The 16,092-nt window shown below is 40.2% G+C and carries 14 protein-coding genes and 1 pseudogene; 7 read left to right on the top strand and 8 right to left on the bottom strand.

Going from position 1 to position 16,092, the window contains the following annotated elements:
* Positions 1-48 precede the first annotated feature (48 nt).
* On the top strand, positions 49-957 hold the full coding sequence (gene ttcA, locus HH219_RS20160; RefSeq protein WP_054203508.1) for a tRNA 2-thiocytidine(32) synthetase TtcA: 909 nt from the start codon (positions 49-51) through the stop codon (positions 955-957).
* A 50-nt stretch (positions 958-1,007) separates the two neighbouring features.
* On the opposite strand, the gene secF is transcribed toward ttcA, so the two are convergent.
* The 3 genes from secF to HH219_RS20145 form a co-directional block, all read right to left on the bottom strand.
* Entirely contained in the window at positions 1,008-1,934 is a 927-nt protein-coding gene (secF, locus tag HH219_RS20155) for a protein translocase subunit SecF (RefSeq protein WP_169328456.1), read from the bottom strand.
* Complete coding sequence (gene secD, locus HH219_RS20150; protein ID WP_169328455.1) at positions 1,931-3,775, bottom strand: protein translocase subunit SecD; 1,845 nt, start codon at positions 3,773-3,775, stop codon at positions 1,931-1,933. The genes secF and secD overlap by 4 nt, the downstream gene beginning before the upstream one ends.
* A gap of 93 nt (positions 3,776-3,868) precedes the next feature.
* Complete coding sequence (locus tag HH219_RS20145) at positions 3,869-4,345, bottom strand: hypothetical protein (RefSeq protein WP_054203505.1); 477 nt, start codon at positions 4,343-4,345, stop codon at positions 3,869-3,871.
* A gap of 134 nt (positions 4,346-4,479) precedes the next feature.
* Here HH219_RS20145 and HH219_RS20140 point away from each other — a divergent pair, with 134 nt between their 5' ends.
* The 4 genes from HH219_RS20140 to HH219_RS20125 all read left to right on the top strand — a co-directional run bounded on the left by HH219_RS20140 (position 4,480) and on the right by HH219_RS20125 (position 10,674).
* On the top strand, positions 4,480-6,231 hold the full coding sequence (locus HH219_RS20140) for an ABC transporter ATP-binding protein/permease (RefSeq protein WP_054203677.1): 1,752 nt from the start codon (positions 4,480-4,482) through the stop codon (positions 6,229-6,231).
* 131 nt (positions 6,232-6,362) lie between these two features.
* The gene (locus tag HH219_RS20135) at positions 6,363-8,426 is read left to right on the top strand and encodes a M13 family metallopeptidase (RefSeq protein WP_169328454.1); all 2,064 of its coding nucleotides are present in this window, start codon (positions 6,363-6,365) and stop codon (positions 8,424-8,426) included.
* A 184-nt stretch (positions 8,427-8,610) separates the two neighbouring features.
* Positions 8,611-9,324, top strand: a complete 714-nt coding sequence (locus HH219_RS20130) for a YebC/PmpR family DNA-binding transcriptional regulator (RefSeq protein ID WP_054203503.1) — start codon at positions 8,611-8,613, stop codon at positions 9,322-9,324.
* 75 nt (positions 9,325-9,399) lie between these two features.
* Positions 9,400-10,674, top strand: a complete 1,275-nt coding sequence (locus tag HH219_RS20125; protein ID WP_169328453.1) for a leucine-rich repeat-containing protein kinase family protein — start codon at positions 9,400-9,402, stop codon at positions 10,672-10,674.
* A gap of 255 nt (positions 10,675-10,929) precedes the next feature.
* Here the strand turns inward: HH219_RS20125 and HH219_RS20120 are convergent, their stop codons facing one another.
* The 5 genes and pseudogenes from HH219_RS20120 to HH219_RS20100 form a co-directional block, all read right to left on the bottom strand.
* Complete coding sequence (locus tag HH219_RS20120) at positions 10,930-11,958, bottom strand: alpha/beta hydrolase (RefSeq protein WP_169328452.1); 1,029 nt, start codon at positions 11,956-11,958, stop codon at positions 10,930-10,932.
* 142 nt (positions 11,959-12,100) lie between these two features.
* Complete coding sequence (locus HH219_RS20115; RefSeq protein ID WP_169328451.1) at positions 12,101-12,484, bottom strand: GFA family protein; 384 nt, start codon at positions 12,482-12,484, stop codon at positions 12,101-12,103.
* Between the two features lie 108 nt (positions 12,485-12,592).
* Complete coding sequence (locus HH219_RS20110; protein ID WP_169328450.1) at positions 12,593-13,033, bottom strand: GNAT family N-acetyltransferase; 441 nt, start codon at positions 13,031-13,033, stop codon at positions 12,593-12,595.
* A gap of 255 nt (positions 13,034-13,288) precedes the next feature.
* Positions 13,289-13,588 carry a hypothetical protein gene (locus HH219_RS20105; protein ID WP_169328449.1) on the bottom strand — a complete coding sequence of 100 codons (300 nt, stop codon included), beginning with the start codon at positions 13,586-13,588 and terminating at the stop codon, positions 13,289-13,291.
* 384 nt (positions 13,589-13,972) lie between these two features.
* A pseudogene (locus tag HH219_RS20100) lies at positions 13,973-15,055 on the bottom strand (transposase).
* 193 nt (positions 15,056-15,248) lie between these two features.
* Between HH219_RS20100 and HH219_RS20095 the strand changes: the two are divergent.
* Entirely contained in the window at positions 15,249-15,731 is a 483-nt protein-coding gene (locus HH219_RS20095; RefSeq protein WP_169328448.1) for a hypothetical protein, read from the top strand.
* On the top strand, positions 15,724-15,927 hold the full coding sequence (locus tag HH219_RS20090; RefSeq protein ID WP_169328447.1) for a helix-turn-helix transcriptional regulator: 204 nt from the start codon (positions 15,724-15,726) through the stop codon (positions 15,925-15,927). The genes HH219_RS20095 and HH219_RS20090 overlap by 8 nt, the downstream gene beginning before the upstream one ends.
* The last annotated feature ends 165 nt before the right edge of the window (positions 15,928-16,092 follow it).

The following is a 16,092-nucleotide window of genomic DNA, read 5'->3' as shown; positions in this document are numbered from 1 at the left end:
GCGTATAATGCGCCCCTTATTTTTACGCATAGTTCACAAGGGGGCGTAATGTCGCATTCTGTTCAAGCCAAAGCTCAACACAGCTTATCTAAGTTACAAAAACGCTTACGTCGTCAAACCGGTCAAGCGGTTATGGACTTCAATATGATTGAAGAAGGCGACCGTATCATGGTCTGCCTATCTGGTGGCAAAGATAGTTACACCCTACTTGATATGCTTAAACATCTCCAACGTGTTGCACCAATCAAGTTCGAGCTGTTTGTTATTAACCTTGATCAAAAGCAACCAGGGTTTCCTGAACATGTGTTACCTGAGTACTTAGATACTCAAGATATAGAATATAAGATTGTTGAAGAAGATACCTACAGCATCGTCACTGATATTATTCCTGAAGGCAAAACCACCTGCTCTTTATGTTCGCGTTTACGCCGTGGTATTTTATACCGCACTGCAAACGAAATGGGCGCTACCAAAATAGCGTTAGGCCATCACCGTGACGACATGATTGAAACACTGTTCTTAAACATGTTCTACGGCGGAAAACTTAAAAGTATGCCAGCTAAATTAATGAGCGATAACGGCGAGCACATGGTTATTCGTCCGCTAGCTTATTGTAAAGAAGCTGATATAGAACAATACGCCATCAGTCAAGCATACCCTATCATTCCATGTAATTTGTGTGGTTCGCAAGAAAACTTACAACGTAAACATACCAAAGCAATGCTAGCTCAGTGGGATATAGAGCACCCAGGGCGTGTTGAAAGTATTTTTACTGCGATGCAAAATGTCACCCCATCGCACTTAGCGGATAATAAATTATTTGATTTTAAGAATTTAAAAACGGGTGAAGTGATTGACGGTGGGGATATCGCATTAGATAAACCTGAGATCCCAAAACAGCCTTCACAAGACTCGCAGCAAGATACTGCCGAAGTCGTTACTATTAACCTTAGTTAATAGTCATAATACTAAAAACCGCAGCTTATTCGCTGCGGTTTTTATTTACTTTAAGGCATATCTAGCAAAGTTTGGCTTTTTTCATCCAATTTAGTTTGATAATCCTCATGTGTTAAACCTAGTAATTGCGGCAATGTCACCGCAATACAAATAGAGGATAACGTCCCTACTAATATCCCTGTAAATAGTGCAATTGCAAAACCTTCTAATGGCGCTCCCGCTAATAGCCATACGCTTGCAACTGTCGCCAGTGTCGTTCCTGAGGTGATCAAAGTACGCGTTAAGGTGCTTTTAATTGACTCGTTAATAACAGTATTAACACTGGTTTTTTGCATTTTTGTATCTAAGCGTAACAATTCACGCACCCTATCAGCCACAATAATTGAATCATTTAATGAATAACCAATAATGGCTAACAAGCTTGCTAATACCGTTAAATTAAAATCAAGTTGCAGCCATGCAAAAATACCCACTACGACAATTACATCATGCATTAAGGCAACCACCGCGCCCAATGCTAAACGCCACTCAAACCGCAGTGCCAAATAAATCATGACCGCAACCATTGCACAGAACAACGCGAAAAGACCTTCATCAAATAACTCGTCACCAACTTGCGAGCCTAAATAAGACGATGACACAACCTGAACACCTAACGTATCGTCTTGCGTTAATGATTGTAGCCATGGCGTATTGCTTGCCTGCGCTGATTCTCTTAATTGAAAATGTTGGTTAGATTGCGCACTTAAAGTAAACTCATCGGGGTGGTAATGGCTTAGCTTCTGCGCCATTTGAGCTTCACTCATCGCTATTGATGTCGTAAATTCAGTTAAATAACCACCTGTAAAATCAAGACCAAAATTGAGCCCTTTTGTCGCAATACCCGTCACTGAAAAAATAATAAGTAAAATGCTAAATACTAAACCCGATAAGCGTAAGGTGGTGCCCGTTTTTATTTTAGAGTAAGTTTTTTTCATGCCTGTGCTCCTGTTTTGCTCGTTAATTTAAGATACACAGCTTGGCTTAACGCCTTTGAAACATAAACACCTGTAAATACACTCGTAATCAGACCAAGCGCAAGCGTGATCGCAAAGCCTTTAATCGGCCCGTAACCAATGCTAAATAAAATAATTGCAGTGATCATGGTCGTAATATTGGCATCAAAAATAGTTGTAAATGCTTGCTGATAACCCTGCTCTATCGCTTGATATGGTGCACGCCCTTTACGACGCTCTTCTTTAATACGTTCAAAAATAATCACATTCGTATCTACAGCCATACCAATGGTCAGTACTAAACCCGCGATCCCAGGCAAGGTCAACACAACCCCTGGTAACAGTGACATTAAGCCAACCAAAGCTGTTAAATTAAGCACCAGTGCGACATTAGCCACCAGCCCTAAGCCACGATACCAAATAGCCATAAAAGCAAGTGTGATCCCCATTCCCAGCATCAGCGCAGCTAAACCATTCGTGATGTTTTCAGCGCCAAGACTTGGCCCAATCGTTTGTTCTTGCACAATTGTGACAGGCGCAGTTAATGAACCTGCACGTAGTAACAATGCTAAGTCTTGCGCTGCTTGTGGGCTTTGCATATTAGTAATACTGAATTGACGACTTAAATGCTGAGCAATATTTGCCACATTTATCACTTCGCTTTTTTTGACCACCTCACCCTGCGCATTTTTATAATATTCAGAATACACAGTGGCCATTGGCTTACCGATATTGCGTTTTGAAAACGCTGACATCGCCTCCCCACCTTGGTTATCTAAGCTCAATTGCACCAAAGGTTTCCCCCATTCATCTCGCCCAGAGTGAGCATTATTAATATGCTGGCCTGAAAAAATAACAATGGGATCTAAATTAATCGTCCCGCCATTTTGTAGGTTAAAGGTTTTACCGCCGATCTCTTTTAGCTGATAAAAATCAAGAGATGCCGTAGCGCCAATAATTCGCTTAGCTTCTGCAGGATCTTGCACACCAGGTAATTCAATCCTAATGCGCTGCTTGCCTTGGCGTTGTGTGAGTGCTTCGGTGATACCAAGCTCCTCAATGCGCCCTCTAAGCGTTGTTAATGTTTGACTCATAACCTCTTTATTAAAAGTGCTACTTCCTTGTTCACTAAAACTAAACGCCACTGTGGTCATACTTCCTTGTGTTTGCTTAGTTGCAACTAAGCGCTGAAAACGTTTTAGTACTTGCGCTTGTACGCCAATCAAGCTCTCTTTTGCACTGCGTAAAGCATGTAGCTCAAAACCTTGTTCGTTTTTTTGCACTCGAACACCCCGTGCTTTTTCATCACGAATAATGCTTTTTGTTTGCTCGTAAGCGCTATCTAGCTGCTCTTGTTGCGCTTTTACTAAATCCACATCCAAAACAAACAATACACCTCCGTTTAAATCTAGGCCTAACTTTATCGGTTCTAAACCAAGCTGTTGTAACCAAGCAGGGCTTGTTTGATGAGTTACTATTTTTACATCAAAATAAGGATATTCACTTTTCAATGCCCGCTGCGCTGCCGCACTTTTGGTAGGCACTTGCAGCAACACATTAATAGAGGATGAATCCGATTTTGACCCCAAGGTGGATTGATCAACCATAAAGTTATGCTGATTTAAAAAGTCGATGACTGATTTTTGTGAAGGTATATTCTTAATTAACTGCGACTGACTCTCAATAGAGATATTAAGCCATGACTTAGAGGGGTATAAATTTGGTAACGCACTAACAGCTAATAATAGTAGTGCAATGAACATTGCTACATAGCTAGTTTTAAAACGCTGTAATAGCGGTTTCTTTAATGATTTTTTTAACATAATTCGTCCTTTAAACCGGCGCGCGCACCGATTTCACGCCATGCAGGCGCATTAATTTATTTGTTGTTCAAACTGAAAAATTATAAAGAAGAATTAAATATGGTAGGTACGCGTTGCACTATATTGTAAATTTGCGTCTTTCCAGCCGCTTATACGTGACTTTTTGCCTTCATAAACAATAAACCAAGGAGATATAATGGGTGGCTCAAGGGGGCGTAAATAAAGCTCACGCGCAAGACTAGGGGCAAAAAATTCAAATATAGTTTCATAGTTTGGTTCAACTTGACGTTGATATAAAAACAAAGATGAGTTATTTGCTGTTAAACGAGGCTGTAAAGCTTTAAAACCTAAATCTTCAGGCTGTTTTTTAACGCTATTTTTTACAAATGCAGATTTTGAAACAGATAGGTAGGAGTTTATAATACTATCTGGTGTATTATCTAACACAGACAGCACGTTAACATTATTCTTTTGCACAACATCGTTATTACCGTCAACAGCATTTGCCTGCACACTAAATAGCGCAGCAAATAAAATTAAAGCAGTGATAAATAAGCGAAGTTGAGTCATTTTTTAATCTAAAGTAAGTTACCCCACTATTATTGGGTGTCTATTAGTAAAATTCAATAGCTCTATTTAACTTTCAAGGGAAAATCATGCGCGGTATGGGCAAACGTACGCAAACGAGTAAACATCCAGATGCAATGAACCTAAAACAAAGCATTCTTACATTGTGGCCATACCTTGTGGTATTTAAAGGCCGTGTAACACTTGCTGCATTAGCTTTGATTGCCGCAAAAGGTGCAACTTTACTTATGCCATGGGCGCTGAAAGAAATAATCGACAGCGTAGATGCTAACCTACAAGACATTATGCTAGTGCCAGTCGCATTACTATTACTGTACGGTGGGCTGCGCTTTGCAAGCGTATTTTTTGGTGAAGTACGCGATGCCTTGTTTGGCCGCGTCACTGAGCATGCCATGCGTCATATTGGTTTAAAAGTATTTAAGCACCTGCACTCATTAGAGCTGGCATTTCATCTTGATAGACAAACTGGCGGTATAAGCCGTGACATTGAACGCGGTACCAGCGGGTTGAGTTTCTTAATGCGATTTTTAATGTTTAATATTATACCTACGCTATTTGAAATTCTGATAGTCGCTGTTATTTTTGCTACTTTATTTTCGCCTTGGTTTGCGTTAGTCACCTTACTCGCAGTTGCACTTTACATCACTTTTACAGTGGTCGTTACACAATGGCGAAACCGCTTTATTCGTGAAGCTAATCAAGCAGATAACAACAGCAATACCCGTGCGATAGACAGCTTACTAAATTACGAAACGGTAAAATATTTTAATAACGAAGAATATGAAGCCTCAACATACGACACTTTTTTAGCACGTTGGGAACAAGCACGATTAAAAAATCGCTTATCGTTACTTGCGCTTAATTCTGGCCAAGCCTTGATCATCGCCGCAGCTATCACGGTACTCATGTGGCTAGGCGCGTTAGAGGTCGTCACTGGCACACTAACAATTGGTGAATTAGTGATGATCAACGCCTACATGATCCAACTATTTTTACCTCTGAACTTTTTAGGGTTTGTGTACAGAGAAATACGCCGCGCCCTCACTGATCTTGAAAACATGCTAGGGCTATTAACACGTAAACCAAGCATTAATGATGGTCCTGGAGCAGAACCTTTAACATTAACACAAGGCGCTATTCGCTTTGAAAATGTTAAGTTTCATTATGACAGCGATCGGCCAATTTTGAATGAGTTGAGTTTTAACGTGCCAGCAGGAAGTAAAGTCGCCGTTGTCGGTGCCAGTGGCGCAGGTAAAAGTACCCTTGCTCGCCTGCTCTATCGTTTTTATGAACTCAACAGCGGCGCAATCTATATTGATGAACAGCCCATCCATAAGGTAACACTGGCAAGCCTAAGACAAGCCATTGCTATTGTGCCCCAAGATACCGTGTTATTTAACACCACTATTGTAGAAAACATTGCATACGGTCGCCCAGATGCCAGCGCAGATGAAATAAACAAAGCAATTGATATGGCCCATTTAAGGGCGTTTATTAACAGCCTAGATAAAGGTGACCAAACGCTTGTAGGTGAACGTGGATTAAAGGTATCAGGCGGTGAAAAGCAGCGTATCGCAATCGCACGGGCTATTTTAAAAAAATCCCCTATTTTAATTTTTGACGAGGCAACATCTGCTTTAGATTCACACTCAGAGCAAGCCATACTCAGTGCAATGCGTGAAGTAGCCAGTGAACATACAAGTATTGTCATTGCTCATAGACTATCCACTATCACGGATGCTGACACCATAATCGTGCTCAAAGCAGGCCAAGTCATCGAGCAAGGCAAGCATGATGACTTACTCGCCCTGCAAGGTGAATATGCCCGCATGTGGGAATTACAGCAAAAACAATCAGACAATGCATAAAAGGCTGGTTATTTTATCGTGCGCAGAGGTGATTCGCCTCAAAAAAATTGTCTGGTTGTTAGTATTCCTTAACAATCAAAATAGACACAAATTTACGTATTAATAAAGTTAACGTTCAGGGGAACAACACAATGAAGAAGAACCTAATAGCAGCGGCATTAGCTGCCACCTTTATTACAGGCTGCTCAACGCCTGAGACAACAAAACAAGAGCAACAAATAGTTGCTGCTACAACAAAAGCAGAGCTAGGTAGCTTTGGTGTTGATTTATCAGCACGTAATGAAGCAGTTAAACCTGGTGATGATTTTTTTATGTACGCCAGCGGTACATGGTACGACAACTACAGCATGCCTGCTGATAAAACTCGTTATGGTGCATTCTCTGCACTTGCTGATCGCAGTGAAGAACGCGTTAAAACAATCATCGAAGAAATCGCAGCACGCAAAGATTTAAATGCTGAAGAGAAATTAGTTGCTGATTTCTACAATGCATATATGGATACAGACACTCTGAACAAACTCGGCGTAACACCGATAAAACCACTATTAACAGAGATCAACGCTGTATCATCAACGAATGACCTGACTGAGCTATTTGGTAAATCGTGGCTTACTGGCGTAAAAGCTCCGTTAGGTGGCGGTATGTGGTTTAACCGTTTAGATCCTAACAAATATGAAATGTCTTTAGGTGCTGGCGGTTTAGGCCTACCGGATCGTTCGTTCTACCTTGAAGATTCAGAGCGCTTTGTTAAAACGCGCGCAGCGTATGTCGCGCACATTGCTGACATGTTGAAATTTGCTGACGTAGACAACACAACCTCTCGTGCTCAAGCAATTCTTGCGCTTGAAACTAAAATTGCACAAGGTCACTGGCCTCGCGAGAAACGCCGTAACCGCGATATTACATTGAACCAAATCGACCGCGCAGAACTTACTAAAGCGTACCCTGGTTTTAACTGGGATTTATATTTTGCACAAACTGGGTATAAAGTACCGCAGTTAAATGTATCTCAACCAGAGCCAATTAAAGCCATGATTGACTTGATCAATCAAGAAGACCTAGCAGTATGGAAAGATTATTTAACGTATCATGCCCTAAGCGGTAATGCTGATTTACTCTCTGAAGATATTTTTAATACTAATTTTGCATTTTACGGTAAAGAACTAAGCGGACAACAAGAGCCTCGCCCACGTTGGAAGCGTGCTATCAGCCAAATGTCGAGCACTAACTCGCTTGGATTTGCTATTGGTAAAGTCTATGTAGCACGTTATTTCCCTGAATCTTCAAAGCAACAAATGTCAGAGCTTGTTGAAAATTTACGCACGGCATTGGGTGAGCGCATTGATAACCTAGACTGGATGGGTGCACAAACCAAAGTTAATGCACGTGCAAAATTAGCCGCCTTCGTACCAAAAATTGGTTACCCTGACGTATGGCAATCGTTTGACGGCTTAAGCATTAGCGATAACGATTTGATTGGCAACATTAAAAACATGCGTGAGTTTTTTCAAGCCGAAAGTGTTGCAAAAGAACTTAAGAAAACAGACCGCAACCGTTGGGGCATGACACCACAACGTGTTAATGCTTATTACAACAGTTCATTTAATGAAATTGTATTCCCAGCAGCCATTTTACAACCACCATTTTTCGATCCAAATGCAGACGCCGCGGTAAACTACGGCGGTATTGGTGCCGTTATCGGCCATGAAATGGGCCATGGCTTTGATGACCAAGGTTCAAAATCTGATGAAAATGGTGTGCAACGTAACTGGTGGACAGACGCTGATCGCGCCGCTTTTGACGCTAAAGCAGACCAACTTGCCGCACAATACAGTCAATACGAACCTATTCCTGGAAACTTTGTAAACGGGCGAAATAGCTTAGGTGAAAACATTGGTGATGTGGGCGGTTTAGCCATGGCATATCACGCCTACAAACTTAGCCTAAACGGCAAAGATGCGCCTATTATTGATGGTCTAACAGGTGATCAACGCTTCTTCCTTGCATGGGCACAAGTATGGAAAGAAAAACGCACCGAACAAAGTATGTTAAACCAACTACGTGGTGGCACACATGCACCAGGTCGCTTTAGAGCCCAAGTACCGCGTAACCACGACGCATGGTACAAAGCATTTAATGTACAACCAGGTGACGCTTTGTATTTACCTGAAGACCAACGTGTCCGCATTTGGTAATTAAAAGATCTTTATAATATAACCCGCAAGCGCGGGTTATATTTTTTTAGTCCCTTAATCAAACAACTTCCCCACCTCAAGCTATTTTAATTGCCACTGATTTCTGTATTTCCAAGCGACTAGGGTATAGAATACCGCACAACAAAATTTATACTTTCAAAAACATATTTAAGGCGAAACGCAGATGGGAAGAGCTTACCAAAACAAAAAAGATTCAATGGCTAAAACTGCGGGTGCTAAAACTAAAGTTTACTCAAAGTACGGTAAAGAAATTTATATTTGTGCTAAAAATGGCGGTACTGATCCTGATGGCAACTTATCACTACGTCGTTTAATTGAACGCGCTAAAAAAGATCAAGTACCTGCGCACGTTATTGACCGCGCAATCGATAAAGCCAAAGGCGGCGGCGGTGAAGATTACTCAGCAACACGTTACGAAGGCTATGGCCCGGGTAACTGTATGATTATTGTTGATTGCTTAACCGATAACAACAAACGTACTTTTGCTGACGTACGTGTATGCTTTACTAAAGCCAATGCTAAAATTGGCGCACAAAACTCGGTTTCTCATTTATTTGATCACCTTGCAATTTTTGTATTTGACGGTGATGACGACGAAGCCGTGCTTGAAGCGTTAATGATGGCAGACGTTGATGTTACTGACGTAGAAGTTGAAGCAGGTAAAGTGACTGTTTTTGCACCGCACACAGAATACAATAATACCCGCACTGCCCTAGAAGAAATGGGTATTACTGAGTTTGACGAAGATTTAATCTCTTTTGTTCCACAAATTGAAGCGCCGATTGAAGGTGAAGATGTTGAAGTAATGGAGCGCTTTTTAGCTATGCTAGAAGATTGTGACGACGTACAAAACGTATATCACAACGCACAGTTTTAATTTTATTGAATAAAATGATTACTAAGGCCAACTAAATTGGCCTTTTTATTTTTTAATTACAAATGGATGTGCATTTTGAATACCCTAGAAGATCTTCGCGCTGGTAAATTAGCTGGTGCAACACGTCTACAACTAGTTGAAGAGTTAACCACATTTCCAGACGAAATTTTCACCCTTGCCGATACCCTCGAAGTACTCGATTTATCAAACAATAACTTAGCTGATCTACCTGATGAATTTGCTAGCCTCGTAAAACTAAAACGCGTGTTTTTATCATTTAATCAGTTTAAACATATTCCGTCAGTATTAGCTAAATGCCCTTCGCTTATTATGATTGCGTTTAAAGGCAATCAAATAACTGAATTTGCAGAGCATAGTTTGCCAACCTCAACCCAGTGGTTAATATTAACTGACAACCATATTGAACAGTTACCTGAGTCTTTTGGCGAACTTACGCAGCTTCGTAAACTGGCTCTGGCAGGTAATCGACTAACAACCTTGCCATGCAGTATGCAACATTGCAAAAGCCTTGAGCTGGTGCGCTTATCAGCCAATAACTTAACCCATATTGATGACTGGTTATTTGAATTACCAAAACTCACATGGCTTGCATTTGCAGGTAACGACTTTAATAAAGCCCAAAGTTTACAGCAAGTATCACTCACTGAAGCTCAGCTTGACGCGTTTTCTTTAGTTGAACAAATTGGTGAAGGCGCATCAGGCATCATTCATTTAGCTAAATGGCAAAACAATAATGTCGCGTTAAAGCTATTTAAAGGCGCGATCACGAGTGATGGCTACCCGCTTGACGAAGTTAGTTGCTGTTTACAAGCCGGCGAGCACAATAATCTTATAAACGTACTTGCTTATATCAATAACCCACTGCAACTTGGCTTGGTTATGGAGTTGATCAGTAAAGATTATCAAAATCTTGGTTTACCACCATCACTTGAAACCTGCACCCGCGATACTTTTACCAAAAACACTGACTTTAGTGCAAATGAAATTACCTTAATTGCACAGCAGATGATCCATACACTTGCCCATTTACATGCTAACAACATAAGTCATGGCGATGTATACGCGCATAATATTATGGTAAACGCAGACCATAACGTGCTTTTTGGCGATTTTGGTGCCGCAACAAATTTGACGACATTAACCGGCTATCAACGTAAGCAAATGCAGCTTATTGAAGTAAGAGCGATTGGCTGTTTGATAGATGATTTACTTAATGTATGCAATGAAGTAAGTGCAAGGGTCGATCACTTAGTGATAATTGCGCAGCAGTCTATGAATACAGATATTACAAAGCGATTAACACTTACAGCGCTTACTGAAAAACTATAACAATAATACACGGCTTACTTAACTTGTAAGCCGTGTATTATGTTCAAATATCTGGCTTTAGCTAAATCATGAATTATACCAATCAGAGCGAGAACGAGCCCTCACAAAGTGTCTATCACAATAAACAATAAGTGAGCCTTCCATTTTAATACACTAGTTTAAAATATTTTGACTAAACCACCTCAAGATACAGGATTAAGCGTTATTGATTTTAATTCCAACGACGCTCTCATCTTGAGATTGCGGGGTATATACTTAACGCGATAAAAACTTCAACATAGCGCGATTTACTTGTTCAGCCTGATCAATCGTTAAAAAGTGCCCCGCATTTTTTATTTGCTTGGTGTGTCCCTGCACCAGTATTTTCTTCGCCCGCTCAAGGCTATCATTGTTGTTCATCATATCATTATCACCGATTAAAACTAATGTCGGTAAAGTAATCTGTTGCAACTGCTGATCCGAAAATGGTCGTAGTTCGGTTATCAAACCCGGAACAGGATCATCCTCAAGTGCTGCTACATATTGATCTAAATAAATTGGGTTAATCATATGTGGCCGGCTTGACACACTTTGTAAGCTCTCTTGCACTTCATTGCGATCAGGATTGATAGTAAAAAAAATGCTCGCCAGCAAGTCGCCACTTAATTCTATCCAACCAAAGGTTTGCGCAGGACTTAGTAGCACCAAGCGCTGAATACGCGACTTTTCCCGGGTAGATTCAGCTAGAGTAATGGCGACCGCTTGCCAACCACCACGAGATGCACCTACCAAATGCAAAGAACTCAACTGCAAACGGTCAAATAACTCTTGATACCAACTTACCACCTGATCCATATCGCTAATATCTGCACTTGCACGTGACCCGCCAGAGCCGAGCAGATCATCAATTGCATAAACGCGATAGTGTTCTGCCAGCGCGGCAATATTAGGGTACCACATGGCTGAATTAGCGTGCATACCGTGCAACAGAATTAACGGCTCAGCATCAGCGGGACCTGCTACAATAACCCGAGCTTGACCAAGAGAAGTCGGTACACTCAACTCACGATAAGCGATTGGCCACAAGCTAAGCGCACGTTGATAAAGTTCAGCATTAGACAACTGACTGGCCGATTGTTGTTGTAACTTAACATTCTCAGCGTGACGATCTGGCAATAAATACGCCGCTTCAGCCGAGGTTACCTCAACTTTATCATCAAACCAATCACAGCCCCCCAGAATGACCAGCACAGTCAATATTACTAATGCCCTTATCAGGCTAATCACCTGCATACTTATTGTCATTTTAACTCCTATGCATCATGTCTTATCTAACACAGAGATAGCTTGAACTAAACTTTTGAAATTTATCATTGTTAATAATTTTTTATAACTGTGTGAACTGTTTTACTATGGTTAAGATAAGCACAATAATTATCGTCATGGACTAAGAGGTGATGTGAATTTTCCACCACTTTGGCCTCTGTGACTTATACGAATGTGCATATGGTTTAAGCCCTGCCCTATTATTCGAATCAAACACGCCCAACACAATAGCGATAATTGGATCATCATCGATTGCTCCTATCGTGCTCCCGCAAACGGGGCAAAAGCTTCGGCTAGAAAATTCAGATGATCTCCATTTCGCCGGTTCACCACCTGGGCCGTCCCAAGTTACTTGGCTCTTTGTAAATTCAACCCATGACTGCGTGAGTGAGCCTGAATGTCTTTGACACATTTTACAAGAGCACGTATGTGGGTTTTTCACATCTCCATTTGCAGTAAAACGAATATTTCCACATAAACAACCACCAGTATAAAATTTAGCCATTATTAACTCCATTTACTAAAAAATTATGAAAGTGACTAAATTGTTTTCCAGTCAACTGCCATAAAATACCTATCACATGATGTTAATACACTAAAAGCAGCCAATAAATTAAACACTTGGTTTAATCACAAAACCAGTTTCTATCCCGCTTTTAAAACCAACTGATTCATAAACAGAATGTGCACCTTTAAGCTGCGCTCCTGACAATAACATAACTTTACAGCAGTTATTTTCCCACGCCAGAGATATTGCAAATTCCAACACGCGCCCACTTAGCCCTTGCCGACGAAACTTACTTGAAGTAATTACATGCTCTATAATTGCAAATGGTCTTGCTCCATTTGCAATACTTTTATTTATACCCAACGCACATGTAGAAGCTAATTCACCATTTATTTCAGCTACGACTATCTGTGTTTGTGGATCATTGATTATCTCAGCCCACTTATCTTGTGCAAAGCTAACGTCTAAATCAGGATCTGAAGGGCGAAGTTCCTTGTATAAATTTAGAACCCCTTCTAAGTCATCAATGGTTGCAACTCTTATCATATATAAAACTCCGTTTAACATCTTAAATAAAGGATTGATAATAGTCGGTTAAAGCAAAAAATTAGACAGCCACTCTAATTGAAGCAACAAAGCTATTCCACTAAATTTACTTTTTAGGTTTTGAATTTACCTTTTATTACTGGGTTACTTTCATTTCACCCATTAAATAAGTTATTAGTACTCTTAAGCCTAAATTACGTGCATAAAAATAACTGCATAATTGCAGTGTTAACTTTTTGCTGGGGACTTGGTTTGTTAAATTGCATTTACTTCTCTTCTTTTAAACTTTGCATATAAGAAATTAAGTAATTCAATCACAAAAATACACACCATAATTTTTGTGCCTAATTGAAATGCATGAACTACACCCCAGCCACACCAATCATTGTTATATAGAGCCGATTGATACTTCGCAAATGGGAAGTACATGCTTGTTGAAGTTATAAGTAGCGGTACCCAAATTTTATTCTTGTTTGTTATCGCACGTAAAATTATCGCTAGAATGAGTAAGCCCACCATTAGATAAATTTGATCTAAAGATTGAGACTTTATCAATTCGTAATCTTCCTTACTTGTGCCGCCAAAACAAGCATGGGCACTTGGTACAAAGAGCAGTAGGAATGATAGATATTTCAATTTGGCCTCATTTGCAATTTAAAGAGCCTGTAGAATAACTCGTTTTAAATTTATGTTTATTGATGCATCAACCATAGCTGAGTTCCTATTTTGGTTCAATCAAAACAAATTAGACAGCCACTCTAATTGAGCCAACATCACTATTCCACTAAATTTACTTTTTAGGTTATGAATTTACTTTTTATTAATGGGTTGCTTTCATTCCATCCATTAAATAAGTTATTAGTACTCTTAAGCCTAAATTACGCGCATAAAAATAACTGCATAATTGCAGTTTTAACTTTTTACTGAGGACTTTTAACTTTATGCCAGCAGCTTTTCGCTGTTACTGACGTTGCTACGCCGTTTTCTGCTCAAGTGTTCACTGTAACTCTCTTGTGAGGTCGTCCTACCTACTGCGCCATGAAATACGCGCGTAAATTGTGTCGTGAGTTTTAACCAGTTTTCTGGGGAGATATTGACTCTTTCTAGTAAAGGTAAATGTGTGCTTTCAATATACCCGCGCTTTCCTTCTCGTATACAACGCCCTGTTAATTCAATCAGTTCAAGGTAAGATTTAAGTTCAAACGGCAGGCCTTTTGGCATGATTTGACGTGACATGCCTGAAAATCTTAATAGTTGTTTTGGTTGCTGCCTTCTGTTGCGCTTTCTAATCGTTTTTGCACACTCGTATGTGATGACTCTTCTGGCGTGTTTGCCATTTTGGCCCTGATAGGGTTTAAACCAACGTATGCCATACAGGCTGCTAATGATGCTTCATTAAGAAGCGCTTATGACTGCTTTTTATTTTAAAGAAAGGACCTTCCCACAAAGTTGTAAGGAACAACTTTGAACGCCTTAGGCGGCCCGAAGGGTGAGCGCCATGGACGGCAGCGAATAAAATCGGCCGGTGCAGTTATCTTCTTTATTCGCTTTACGAGCAATGTCTTCATTTAATAGCCGCATAAACCAGCTAATACTTGATAGCCGTTCACGGTATTGGTTTACTGTTTGATTAAAAAAGATAAGTTCAGTTTTACTTAGCTTCTCACCTTGTATGTATCTTTGCGTAAGTACGGTGCCTTTACACAGCTTGTGCCAACGAATAACAATCGCTTTATCATTTAGCCGATTCGCTTTTTTATCATCAACATACAACACTAGGTGCGTGTACTTCAGGCGTCCTGCCTTTCGCCCTTCGGGCCAGCTGCGCTGTTGTTAAATGTTCCTGACATTTTGCTGGTTGCTCATAACAGCATACTCACACACATCAATACAAAATACCTTGCCTAGACTCAGTAGTTTCTCTTCAACCCACCCTCTGCGGTGCTCATAAGACTTCCCTGTAAAACGGTCTTCCCCGCACAAGAAAATTCGGGTTTGTTTTTTGTTTATTTCCTCATTCATTTTCAAATTTCGTCTCTCGTTATTGGTCAAATATTAGCTAAAAATAAAAGAAAGCTTGCCTTTATGTAACCTTTAGGTACCATTGATACCTAAAGGTTACATTTGGTGTATTTAGGTATCACGTGTAACCTTAAACGCAGTCAACACAATACGACATTAATTCGTCGCCAACAGAAAAGGGATATACACAAAGATGGAAAAATCACTATCAGTACCACCAGAAACGGAACAAAAATATTTAGCAATTACCGGGAGAATCAGTATTGTACTAGCGCTCTTCCTTTTAGCTCAGGTGTTTTTAACAGTAATTAGTGAAAAAAACTCAGTTATCTATTGGCTATTAGATGTAATTGTATTTGTGAGTATTATTTATTGTATTGTGTTAGTTCTTAAATCGATGAAATTTGCAAAAAATATATCGAGTCTAGGTTACTGGGCGCTGAAATTTAACGACGAGTATGTGGATTATGTCAGTTCGTTCAGCTTGCGTGCTACCTGTCACATTATGGTAGTAGGCGGAATTTTCCTCGCTTATAGTGGCGACAGCAAGTGGTTTATAGAATTTATAGCTCCCTTTGGGCTTACGGATATGCTTCAAGTATTACTTGGCTTGGCAGCAGCCACGCATGGTGTGTTAATTTTGTGGAAACTACGTGAGGAAGGTCTTGATGAATGAAGATTTAGACAACCATCTTCACAAACTTAGATTGCAGCATAAAATTTCTCAGCAAGACTTAGCAGATGCCATAGGCGTTTCTAGAAAAACCATCAGTACAGTAGAAACCGGGCGTTTTACACCATCGGTGGTAATTGCACTCAGAATTTCGGCTTATTTTGCTGTTTCAGTCGAGCAAATATTTACTTTGAGATAAATTTCTGGCTCGGGAGCTTTTGAAGATGTATTCAAAGGGTAAAAAAGGACAGGCATATATTTTGCCAGAAAATTTTGCACCTCTACCATCGTAGGTAACCGTATCATTATTTTTTGCGCACTGTTAGTGTTAGTTACAGCACTTAGAATTCAGTTGCTTGGCAGG

The sequence above is a fragment of the Pseudoalteromonas sp. NEC-BIFX-2020_015 genome (assembly GCF_012952265.1).
Lineage (GTDB): Bacteria > Pseudomonadota > Gammaproteobacteria > Enterobacterales > Alteromonadaceae > Pseudoalteromonas > Pseudoalteromonas neustonica.
The sequence above is the reverse complement of the archived record's forward strand: the minus strand, read 5'-3'. Positions and strand labels throughout refer to the sequence as shown.